At 62.8% G+C, this 10278-nt stretch carries 11 protein-coding genes; 1 reads left to right on the plus strand and 10 read right to left on the minus strand.

Annotation, left to right across the window (positions count from 1 at the left end; translation table 11 throughout):
• Positions 1-7: 7 nt before the first annotated feature.
• The 10 genes from hemN to ccoN are packed head-to-tail and all read right to left on the minus strand — an operon-like array spanning position 8 to position 9322.
• The gene (hemN, locus tag Q8R81_RS15460) at positions 8-1357 is read right to left on the minus strand and encodes an oxygen-independent coproporphyrinogen III oxidase (protein WP_305619361.1); all 1350 of its coding nucleotides are present in this window, start codon (positions 1355-1357) and stop codon (positions 8-10) included.
• Positions 1347-1607: a hypothetical protein gene (locus Q8R81_RS15465; RefSeq protein ID WP_305619363.1), complete on the minus strand. Its 261-nt coding sequence runs from the start codon at positions 1605-1607 to the stop codon at positions 1347-1349. The genes hemN and Q8R81_RS15465 overlap by 11 nt, the downstream gene beginning before the upstream one ends.
• Positions 1604-1753: a cbb3-type cytochrome oxidase assembly protein CcoS gene (gene ccoS / locus Q8R81_RS15470; protein ID WP_305619364.1), complete on the minus strand. Its 150-nt coding sequence runs from the start codon at positions 1751-1753 to the stop codon at positions 1604-1606. Before ccoS ends, Q8R81_RS15465 begins: the two co-directional genes overlap by 4 nt.
• Positions 1750-3873 carry a heavy metal translocating P-type ATPase gene (locus tag Q8R81_RS15475; protein WP_305619366.1) on the minus strand — a complete coding sequence of 708 codons (2124 nt, stop codon included), beginning with the start codon at positions 3871-3873 and terminating at the stop codon, positions 1750-1752. Before Q8R81_RS15475 ends, ccoS begins: the two co-directional genes overlap by 4 nt.
• Positions 3870-4322, minus strand: a complete 453-nt coding sequence (locus Q8R81_RS15480) for a FixH family protein (protein WP_305619368.1) — start codon at positions 4320-4322, stop codon at positions 3870-3872. The genes Q8R81_RS15475 and Q8R81_RS15480 overlap by 4 nt, the downstream gene beginning before the upstream one ends.
• Positions 4319-5788, minus strand: a complete 1470-nt coding sequence (ccoG, locus tag Q8R81_RS15485) for a cytochrome c oxidase accessory protein CcoG (RefSeq protein WP_305619370.1) — start codon at positions 5786-5788, stop codon at positions 4319-4321. The genes Q8R81_RS15480 and ccoG overlap by 4 nt, the downstream gene beginning before the upstream one ends.
• Positions 5789-5809: 21 nt before the next feature.
• Positions 5810-6736, minus strand: coding sequence for a cytochrome-c oxidase, cbb3-type subunit III (ccoP, locus tag Q8R81_RS15490; RefSeq protein ID WP_305619372.1), 927 nt, complete (start codon positions 6734-6736; stop codon positions 5810-5812).
• Positions 6729-6899 carry a cbb3-type cytochrome c oxidase subunit 3 gene (locus tag Q8R81_RS15495; protein ID WP_305619374.1) on the minus strand — a complete coding sequence of 57 codons (171 nt, stop codon included), beginning with the start codon at positions 6897-6899 and terminating at the stop codon, positions 6729-6731. The genes ccoP and Q8R81_RS15495 overlap by 8 nt, the downstream gene beginning before the upstream one ends.
• Complete coding sequence (gene ccoO, locus Q8R81_RS15500) at positions 6896-7645, minus strand: cytochrome-c oxidase, cbb3-type subunit II (RefSeq protein ID WP_305619376.1); 750 nt, start codon at positions 7643-7645, stop codon at positions 6896-6898. The genes Q8R81_RS15495 and ccoO overlap by 4 nt, the downstream gene beginning before the upstream one ends.
• A 27-nt stretch (positions 7646-7672) precedes the next feature.
• The gene (ccoN, locus tag Q8R81_RS15505) at positions 7673-9322 is read right to left on the minus strand and encodes a cytochrome-c oxidase, cbb3-type subunit I (protein WP_305619379.1); all 1650 of its coding nucleotides are present in this window, start codon (positions 9320-9322) and stop codon (positions 7673-7675) included.
• A 235-nt stretch (positions 9323-9557) separates the two neighbouring features.
• Here ccoN and Q8R81_RS15510 point away from each other — a divergent pair, with 235 nt between their 5' ends.
• Positions 9558-10247, plus strand: coding sequence for an OmpW family protein (locus tag Q8R81_RS15510; RefSeq protein WP_305619381.1), 690 nt, complete (start codon positions 9558-9560; stop codon positions 10245-10247).
• The last annotated feature ends 31 nt before the right edge of the window (positions 10248-10278 follow it).

Consider the following 10278-nt stretch of genomic DNA (forward strand, 5'->3'; position numbering starts at 1 on the left):
GGCGCGATCACACCGCCGAGCTGAACTGGCGAGCGCCTGACCGGTAAGCATCGAACACGGCGGCGATGGAGCGGGCGTAGGGTTCAGTGCCCGGTTCGAGCGTTAGAACTGCGCCATCAAGCCGCGCAAGGCCGCGCGCGATGAACGATTCAAGCCGGTCACGATTGATCGCGATGAGGTCTGCTGGGACCACTGCCCTGCCCCGGCACAGCAGATCGGTGATAACCTCGCCCCGCCTGCGGTCGTCAGCAGTGCGGACCACGCCTTTGCGCCCGGCGAGCTGGTCAGCGCCGATGAGCATGCGATAGCGGCCAGCGTTCTTTTCAGTCTGGACGAACAGGTCGGGAAACGCGCTGATCGAGGACGCGCCGAGGCCGATGAGCGCGGGTGCCTGATCGTCGGTAAAGCCCTGAAAGTTGCGCCGCAGCGTGCCGGTGCGGGCGGCGATGGCCAGATCGTCACCCGCAAGGGCGAAGTGATCGAAGCCGACGGGCTGATAGCCTGCATCGGTCAGCCGCACGTAGCCTTCGGCGGCCATGCGGAAGCGGGCGCGCTGATCGGGGAGTTCGCTGGCATCGATGCGCTGCTGGCGCGGGATCATGTGCGGCACGTGGGCATAGCCGAACAGTGCAATGCGGTCTGCACCCATGCCGACCGTCTGCTCCAGCGTTTCGGCGAGGATCTCGTCGGTCTGAAACGGCAGTCCATACATCAGATCGAAATTGATCGAATTCACGCCAGCCTTGCGCAGGCCATCGGTGGCGCGTTCAATCATCTCGCGCGGCTGGACGCGACCGATGGCCGCTTGCACACGCGGATCAAGCGTTTGCACACCAAGGCTGGCCTTGATCACGCCTATGCCGCGTATCGCCCTGAACCAGTCAGCCGCCAGCGTGCGGGGATCGAGTTCGATCGACAGAACCGGGTCTTGCAGGCGAAAATGGACCGTAAGGCTATCGACCAGCCGAACGAAATCGGTGGGCTTGATCGCGTTGGGACTACCACCGCCAAAGGCAATGCGTGAAACCTTGACCGAAGGATGAAGGTGGCGTGCGACCAGTGCAATCTCGTGATGCAAGGCCTCAAGATAGGCTGCGAGGCGCTGGGTCTTGTTCGCCGCGCCGGTATTGCAGCCACAATACCAGCATATTTCCTTGCAGTAGGGGATATGGAGATAGAGCGAAACGGTGCCGCGCAAGCTTTGCAAGGCTTGCGTCTGACGCTCCTCGAAGCTCTCCTCGACGAATTCCACGGCTGTGGGATAGCTGGTGTAGCGCGGCACCGGCGTTTCGAGCAGTTCTGGCCAGTAGGTCCACTGCCCAAGGACTTCGGGTCCGGTCGTCGTATCAGCCGCCATCGGTATCGTCCTCGCCTTCATCGCTGTTTCCGCAACAGCTATCGGCAGTCAGGCGCTTGCGCATTGAGATATGACAAACCTTGCAGCACGGCAGGTTTTGGCTGCCATCATCCTTGCCGGGAACACGCACGGGCACAATGTTGCCGCTACCCCCGCACGATGCGACCATGATGTAGGCTGCGCTGGCCGGGCCGGGGGCCGCCATCTGCAGGACGGCGAGCGGCGCAAGAAGGCGCAAGGCGCGGCTCATGGCGTGTCCTCGTCTTCGATCAGGATGCGTGCAGCTGCTCCATCCAGATCGCTGAACTGGCCGCGCTTCAGCGCCCAGAAGAACGAGGCCAGCCCGAACAGGCCCATGCCGAGCGCGATGGGCAGCATGAAGGCCACGCCGTTCATTTGGCTTCTCCGGCAAGGCGCAGCGAATTGGCCACCACGATCAGCGAGCTGGTAGACATGGCGACCGCTGCGAACAGCGGGGTGACATGGCCGAGAATCGCCAGCGGCACAGCCAGCAGGTTGTAGCCGATGGCGAGGACGAAGTTCTGGCGCACGACGCGCATGGTCTTGCGCGAGACGCGGATGGCGCGGGGGATGGCGAGCAACGATTCCGCTGTAAACACCATATCCGCCGCCTGCCGCCCGACATCGCTGGCCGAACCCGGTGCGATGGAGGCATGGGCGGTGGCAAGCGCGGGGCCATCGTTCAGCCCGTCGCCTGCCATCATCACCTTGCGTCCGGCGTTTTGCAGGCGCACGATCGCTTCCTGCTTTTCCGCCGGCGACGCTGCAGCCTGTCCGGTAAGACCGGTAGCGCGCGAAACTGCGGCAACCGCCGCGAGCGAGTCTCCGGACAGGATCGACGCTTCGACGCCAAGCGCAGCCAGCCGCAAAAGTGCCGCTTCGGCATCGGGGCGCAAACGGTCTGCAAAGGCAATGATACGAACGGGATCGCCCTGAATGCGCAATGCTGTGGCCATGCCCTGGGCCGATGCCGGGCGGCCAAGCGCGACAGCAAGGCCATTCCAGCGCCCGGTGACGCCCTGCCCTGCTTCCTCGGCCACGTCTTCGAGCATGGCAGCATGGACCCCGCGCGCACCCAACGCCTGGACGAGGCCAAGCGATAGCGGATGGCGACTGTGGCTGGCGAGCGCCAATGCTACCGAGGCCTGAAACGGCGAAAGCGCGCCGAGTGCGGCTTCATCGGGAACTGGCCTGCCCAGCGTAAGCGTGCCGGTCTTGTCGATCAGGATGCGGTCGATTTCGGCCATGCGCTCCAGCGCCGAACCGTCTTTAACCAGCACGCCCATTTTCAGGAGCGCGCCTGCAGCGACAACTTGCGCGACCGGCACCGCAAGGCCGAGTGCGCAGGGGCACGTGATGATGAGTACCGCAATGGCGATGACCAGGGACTGATACCACCCCGCCCCGGCGATCATCCACCCAGCAAAAGTCAGCGCGGCCAAAGTGTGGACGGCGGGCGCATAGAGGCGCGCCGCACGATCCGCGATGCGCACGTACTTCGAGCGAGACTGGCCTGCCGCTTCCATCAGGCGGGCGATTTCGGACAGCGCGGTGTCTTGTCCGATAGCGCTTACGCGAACGTCCACCGGCGCATCAATGTTGAGCGTGCCCGCATGGACGAGCGTTCCCGGCCCTGCCAGCACTGGCGCACTTTCTCCGGTGAGGAGCGATTGGTCGAACCGGGTCTGGCCGCGCAGCACTTCACCATCGGCGGCAAGGCGCTCACCGGCGGCAACGCGCATCAGCATGCCGGGTTGCAGCGCTTTTGTATCGAGCCAGCGCGTTTCGCCATCGACAGCGACAACCATCGTGCCAGTGGCGACCTGCCGCAGCAAGGCATCGACGCCCGAACGCGCGCGATCGCGCATCATCGCATCCAGCACGCGGCCTGCGAGCAGGAACATCAGCAGCATGAGCACGCCATCGAACCATGCCTCGGCTCCGCCGGTCAGCGTTTCGTAGAACGACAGGCCGGTGGCAATGGTGACGCCGATGGAAATGGGCACATCCATGTTGGTCTTGCCGTGGCGCAAAACTTTCCAAGCCGAGGCAAAGAACGGGCGGCCTGCATAGACGATGGCAGGCACGCCAATCAGAGCCGAGACCCAGTGGAACAATGACCGCGTGGTGCCATCTGCGCCGGACCAGACGCTGACCGACATCAGCATGACGTTCATGCAGGCGAAGGCAGCGACGCCAAGCGGGGCGAGCAGCGGTTTGACGGCCGAAACCGGTTCTGCCTCGATCTCGCGCGGTTGAGCGTCGAAGCCGGTGGCAGCGAGTGCGGCAACGAGCGTCGGTGTTTCGACATGCGGGGAGTGTACCACCTCGACAGTGCGCGCAGTGAGGTTGGTGCGGGCGCTGGCGACGCCTTCAACAGCTCTGAGGGCACGCTCAACCTTGCCCATGCAGCCAGCGCAATGCATGCCGGGCACGGCAAGAACGGTATGAACGGTGTCGTCGGGGACGGCGAGATTCCGGACTGGCGCGGTCATTGCACTTCGCCCACCGTGCGCCAGATCTGGCCATCGGCGTCGACCATGACGTTCAGCCTCCAGCGGCCCGGTTCCAAATGAGCGCTGTACACGCCGGAGGCGGTCTCATGGAGGACAAGCGCGGTGGTGGGGCGTTGACCGAGCGGGTGTTCGGCAACGGCGGTTACCTTGGCCGACGCGATCGGTTTGCCCGCGCTGTCGGTTAGGGTGATGACGGCGAGGTTGTCCGCATGGCGCGCGATCTGGCCTTTCCAGCCGAGCGACTGGTCGGATTTCGCCTCCTTGAGCCAGCCGTTGAACTGCTGGCTGGCAACATAGGAATTGTCGACCACCACACCGCCAAAGGTGGAACTTGCAAGGCGCGCCATCAGGACATTAACGGCGACCACAACGGCAAAAAACGAGACGAGGATTACCGCCATCTTGCGGCCCGTGAACGGACGGGTCATTGGCCATTTCCTTCTGCTGTCGTGAACGTGGTTCCGCCGCGATCCGTGCCGCCATCTTTGTCTGTCGCCTTAAGGACGAAGGCGAAGTCGGCAGGTTTTGCGCCGCGCGGCAGCACGGCATAGACGCGCACTGCCTTGGTGGTGTCAGGCGGCACTTCGATGGTCAGCACACGCTTTGCTGCGGCGGCGTCCATCTCGTCGGTGAACATCGCGCCGCCATCAAGGCCATCAAGCGCGACGTTGAAGGTGCGCGGGCGCGCTTCCATGTTGCGCAGCTTCAGCGTGTAGGCGTTGCGGATTTGCCCATCGGATAGCATCACATATTCAGGATTGCGGTCCTTGGCGACCGAGAGGTCCAGCCGGGCGCGCTGGCCGAGCATGAACAGCAGGGCAAGGCCGATACCGCTCCACACGCCGAGATAGACCAGCGTGCGCGGGCGGAAGATCGTTTTGAGCAGCGGCGTCGGCTCTTCCCCGCGCTTTTCCTTTTCGGCATCGTCGAGCGTGCAGTAATCGATCAGCCCGCGTGGGCGGCCTACGTCGGCCATCGCCTTGTCGCAGGCGTCGATGCACAGCGCGCAGGTGATGCAGCCGATCTGCGCGCCTTCGCGGATATCGATGCCGGTGGGGCACACCGCGACGCATTGCATGCAGTCGATGCAATCGCCCAGCGGGGTCGCGGCCTTGATCGCGGACTTGACCGAGCCGCGCGGTTCGCCACGCCAGTCCTTGTAGGTGACGACGAGGCTCTTTTCATCGAGCATGGCGGTCTGGATGCGCGGCCACGGGCACATGTAAACGCACACCTGTTCACGCATGAACCCGCCGAAGATCAGTGTTGTCATCGTCAGCACGAACGTGGTGGCATAGGCGACCGACGCGGCGGTCCCTGTCCAGAATTCGTACTGCAGCGTGGGTGCATCGGCGAAGTAGAAGATCCAAGCGCCGCCGGTGAGGAAGCTGATCGTGAGGTATAGGCCCCACTTTAGTGTGCGCTTGGCGATCTTGCTGGCGGTCCACGGAGCTTTCTGCAGGCGAAGCTGCGCGTTACGGTCACCGTCCACCAGCCGGTCAACATGCTGGAACAGGTCGGTCCACACCGTCTGCGGGCAAGCATAGCCGCACCATGCACGGCCCACGGCCGAGGTGACAAGGAACAGGCCGATGCCTGCCATGATCAGCAATCCGGCCACGAAGTAGAACTCGTGCGGCCAGATTTCGATGTTGAACATGAAGAAGCGGCGGTTGCCCAGATCGATCAGCACTGCCTGATCGGGGGCATAAGGGCCGCGATCCCAGCGGATCCACGGCGTGCCCCAGTAGATGAGGAGGCACACGGCCATGACCAGCCACTTGAAGCGCCGGAACGCTCCATCGATGGCCTTTGGGAAAACCGACTTGCGCTTTGCGTAGAGGCCGATCTCGTTGGAATGGTCCGCGCTGAGTTTGGGATCGTGCGCAGTCATGACCGTGTGTCCTTGATGGGTTTACTTGGTGGCTGCAGCGGGAGCTGCTGCAGCCTCTTCAGGTGCTGGAGCGGGGGCTTCCTCACCGCCGCCCAGCGAATGGACGTAAGTGGCAAGCATCTTCACCGTGACCGGATCGAGGCGGTTGCCCCACGATGGCATCACGCCGTAGCGCGCGTTGGTGATGGACTGCGTGAGCGCCGCACGGGTGCCGCCATAGAGCCAGATCGCATCGTTGAGGCCCGGCGCACCGACAGTGCGATTACCCTCGCCCGCAGCGCCATGACACACGGTGCAGTTGTCGGTGTAGAGCTGCGCGCCGCGCTGGGCCGATGCACTCGGCTTCTCCTCGCCTGCCAGCACGCGCACGTGGCTGACCACGTCCTGCACTTGCGCGGCATTGAGGATACCGTCGCGACCGAATGAGGGCATCTGGCTGATGCGGGTGGCATCATCGCCGGGCTGGCGGATGCCGTTGACGAGCGTCTGGTGGATTGCCGAGACATCGCCGCCCCACAGCCAGTCATCGTCGTTGAGGTTCGGGTAGCCTGCGCTGCCTGCGGCACCATTGCCGTGGCACTGGATGCAGTTGACCTTGAACGCGGCGCGGCCACCATCAATCGCGGCGCGGCGCAGCTTGGGGTCGGCAGCGATCTGTTCGATCGAGGCTTTGCCGAGTTCGGCTATGAGGCTTGCCCGGCGGGCGGTTTCCGCCTTCATCTCACCATCAAGCTGGCCTCGGCTGGTCCAGCCGAGCGTGCCTGCGGTGGCCTTGTCGATCAGCGGCCATGCCGGATACGCCACGCAATAGCCAATCGAGAAGACGATGCAGGCATAGAAACTCCATAGCCACCAGCGCGGCAGCGGATTGTTGAGTTCCTCAATGCCGTCCCACTCGTGGCCGACGGTTTCGACGCCGGTTGCGTCGTCAATTTTGGGATTAGCCATCGTTCTCATCCTTGAAGATCGAAGTGGCAGCTTCGCGGTTGAGTGACTTCGCGCCGGGCCGGAATGGCCACGCGCTCAAGCCCACGAAGATCGCCGTCATCAGCAGGAGGCCCCAGCTGTCGGCGAGGTGCCGCAGCATGTCGTAAGTGGAGTGCGCGCTCATCGGCCCTTCTCCTTGGCAAGGGCTTCCTGCGCGGCAGGGGCGTTCACATCAACGAGCGTGCCCATCATCTGGAGATAGGCGACGAGCGCGTCCATCTCGGTCAGGCGCTTGGGATCGCCGTCAAAATCACGCGCCTGCGCCTTGGGATAGCGCTTCTGCAGGTCGGCTGCGTCAGCGTTCGGATCGGCCTGAGTCTTCAGGTCGTCGTTGGCTTTGGCAATGTCGTCCTGCGAATAGGGGACGCCGATCTGGTAGAGCGTGCGCAGTGTCGCGGTCATGTCGCCCATGTCGAGGTCATGCTCGGCAAGGTGGGCGTATGTCGGCATGATCGATTCCGGCACTACGGCGCGCGGGTCTTTCAGATGCTGGACGTGCCATTCATCCGAATAGCGATTGCCGACGCGAGCAAGATCCGGCCCGGTACGCTTCGACCCCCACTGGAACGGATGGTCGTACATCGATTCCGCGGCGAGGCTGTAGTGGCCATAGCGTTCGACCTCGTCCCGGAAGGGGCGGATCATCTGGCTGTGGCAGGTGTAGCAGCCTTCGCGGACATAGATGTCGCGCCCGGCCTGTTCGAGCGGGGTGTAGGGGCGCATGCCATCCACCTTCTCGATCGTGTTGTCGATCCAGAACAGCGGGGCGATTTCAACGATGCCCCCCACGGTGACCGCCGCAAAGGCGGCCAGCCCGAGGAACGTGACGTTGCGCTCCAGTTTCTTGTGTTTTTCGACGATGGTGGTCATCGGAGTTTCCTTGCCTTGGCGTCGGGATCAGGCTGCGGCCGGAGCGGCAGCGACGACGGGGCGGTCCTTTTCGGGATCATAGGGCGCATCGCGCATCGGAGCTTCCACTCGGCTGTGACCAAGGATGGTGCGCCATACGTTGACGGTCATCACCACAGCACCAGCCAGGTAGAGCAACCCACCGAAGGCGCGCAGGAAGAACATCGGCTTCAGCGCAGCGACGGTTTCGACGAAGCTGTTCACCAGATACCCGTCAGCGCCATATTCGCGCCACATCAGGCCTTGGGTGATGCCCGCCACCCACATTGAGGCGGCGTAAAAAACGATGCCTACGGTCGCGAGCCAGAAGTGCCAGTTGACCATGCGCAGGCTGTAGAGGCGTGGCTGGTTCCACAGGCGCGGGACGAGGTAGTAGATCGACGCGAAGGTGATCATTCCGTTCCAGCCCAGAGCGCCAGAGTGCACGTGGCCAATCGTCCAGTCGGTATAGTGCGACAGGCTGTTGACCGACTTGATCGACATCATCGGGCCTTCGAACGTGCTCATGCCGTAGAAGGCCAGCGCCATCACCATCATGCGGATGATCGGATCGGTGCGGACCTTGTCCCATGCGCCGTTCAGCGTCATCAGACCGTTGATCATGCCGCCCCAGCTCGGCATCCACAGCATGACCGAGAACACCATGCCCAGCGTTTGCGCCCAATCGGGCAGCGCGGTGTAGTGAAGGTGGTGCGGACCCGCCCAGATGTAGAGGAAGATCAGCGCCCAGAAGTGGATGATCGACAGGCGATAGGAGAATACCGGACGTTCGGCCTGCTTGGGCACGAAGTAGTACATCATCGCCAGGAAGCCAGCCGTCAGGAAGAAACCGACGGCGTTGTGGCCATACCACCACTGCACCAACGCGCCCTGCACCCCTGCGAAGATGGGGTAGCTGCGGCTGCCAACGAAGCTGACCGGCCAGTTCAGGTTGTTGACGATGTGGAGCATCGCAACAGTGATGATGAACGACAGGTAGAACCAGTTGGCCACATAGATGTGCGGCTCTTTGCGCTTCACCAGCGTGCCGACGAATACCGCCAGATAGGCGACCCAGACGACCGTCAACCACAGGTCGACGTACCATTCAGGCTCGGCATATTCCTTGCCCTGCGTAATGCCCAGCAGATAGCCGGTAGCGGCCAGCACGATGAACAGCTGGTAGCCCCAGAACACGAAACGGGCGAGGCCGGGGAAGGCCAGCCTCGCCCGGCAAGTACGCTGCACGACGTAGAACGACGTGGCGATCAGCGCGTTGCCTCCAAAAGCGAAGATGACAGCAGAAGTGTGCAATGGGCGCACCCGGCCGAACGCGGTCCATTCAAAGCCCAAATTCAGCACCGGCAGCGCAAGCTGCAAGGCGATGAACAGGCCAGCCAGAAACCCGGCCATGCCCCAGAAGACCGTCGCGATCACGCCCCAGCGGATCGGATCATCGTCATAGCGGCCCTGATCGGGGGCAAGGATGGCTTTCGACAGATCCACCCCGCGCAACGTGACGATCAGCCCGATGATGCAGGCGAGCGCCACGATAAGCATGTGGATTGCGAAACCCGTGTCGACAGCTGCAGCGCAGGCGACCACGGCGATAAGGAGCGACACAAGCCAGAGGCTTGAGCGCGATAGTGCGGTAACCATGGAGCCTTCCTTCCATGAGTGATGTTGATGCCGCGCTGCACCCACAACAGGGAAGGAACATTGACACCGGTCAATTATCGGACGGCTGCGCAGTTACTTTGACCGCCACCGGCGATTTTTGATTTTTGCGCTCTGTCAATGTCGGTTGATTCGCTGCGGTGCATCAGGCTGCCCAAGCCACGGAACGACCTTGGGCCAACGAGGGGTTGGCCAGCCGTGGTGCAGGACAAGAGCAATGAAGAAGCTGATCACCGCCGCCATCCCCGCTATCGCCGCCGCTGTTGCGTTGCTGGCTCCGGCACAGGCGATTGCGGGTTCGTCAGATGGTAAGTTGCAGGTCAAGGTGCTTGGCACTGCCGTGTTGCCCGATGGCAAGATCGTGGAAGTGAAGAACGATCCGCTCGGCCTGACTGTGGGTGCAAACACCAAGGCGAACGACAACTATGTGCCGACGCTGGCAGTCGAATACTTCGCAACGCCAAACGTTTCGGTCGAGACGATCTGCTGCTTCACCACGCATGGCGTAAGCGGGACCGGCACGCTGGCACCTGCCACCAATATCGTTGATCACGTGATGATCCTGCCCGCCACGCTGACCCTGAAGTATCACCTGCCGCTGGAAGGCGGGATCAAGCCCTATATCGGCGCAGGTCCGTCGTTGTTCATGATCTTTGGCGAAAAGCCCGGCGCAAGTGTTACCCCGCTGGGTGTGACCAAGGTCAAGATGTCTAACGAACTCGGCTTCGCACTTCAGGCTGGCGTAGATATTCCGCTGAACGACAAAGGCATGGGCCTGAGCCTCGACGCCAAGAAGTATTTCATGGACACCACTGCGCACTTCTTTGCGGGCAATGCCGAAGTGCTCACCACCAAGCACTCGCTTGATCCGTGGGTGCTGAGCGCGGGTTTGGCATTCAGGTTCTGAACGCCGAGCGCTGACAATATCCCCAACCGGT

Origin of the sequence: Novosphingobium sp., assembly GCF_030696665.1 — a bacterium.
Lineage (GTDB): Bacteria > Pseudomonadota > Alphaproteobacteria > Sphingomonadales > Sphingomonadaceae > Novosphingobium.

Coding starts and splice junctions, on each gene's coding strand:
- hemN (WP_305619361.1), bottom strand. CDS start 1,357: ATGGCGGCTGATACGACGACCGGACCCGAAGTCCTTGGGCAGTGGACC.
- Q8R81_RS15465 (WP_305619363.1), bottom strand. CDS start 1,607: ATGAGCCGCGCCTTGCGCCTTCTTGCGCCGCTCGCCGTCCTGCAGATG.
- ccoS (WP_305619364.1), bottom strand. CDS start 1,753: ATGAACGGCGTGGCCTTCATGCTGCCCATCGCGCTCGGCATGGGCCTG.
- Q8R81_RS15475 (WP_305619366.1), bottom strand. CDS start 3,873: ATGACCGCGCCAGTCCGGAATCTCGCCGTCCCCGACGACACCGTTCAT.
- Q8R81_RS15480 (WP_305619368.1), bottom strand. CDS start 4,322: ATGACCCGTCCGTTCACGGGCCGCAAGATGGCGGTAATCCTCGTCTCG.
- ccoG (WP_305619370.1), bottom strand. CDS start 5,788: ATGACTGCGCACGATCCCAAACTCAGCGCGGACCATTCCAACGAGATC.
- ccoP (WP_305619372.1), bottom strand. CDS start 6,736: ATGGCTAATCCCAAAATTGACGACGCAACCGGCGTCGAAACCGTCGGC.
- Q8R81_RS15495 (WP_305619374.1), bottom strand. CDS start 6,899: ATGAGCGCGCACTCCACTTACGACATGCTGCGGCACCTCGCCGACAGC.
- ccoO (WP_305619376.1), bottom strand. CDS start 7,645: ATGACCACCATCGTCGAAAAACACAAGAAACTGGAGCGCAACGTCACG.
- ccoN (WP_305619379.1), bottom strand. CDS start 9,322: ATGGTTACCGCACTATCGCGCTCAAGCCTCTGGCTTGTGTCGCTCCTT.
- Q8R81_RS15510 (WP_305619381.1), top strand. CDS start 9,558: ATGAAGAAGCTGATCACCGCCGCCATCCCCGCTATCGCCGCCGCTGTT.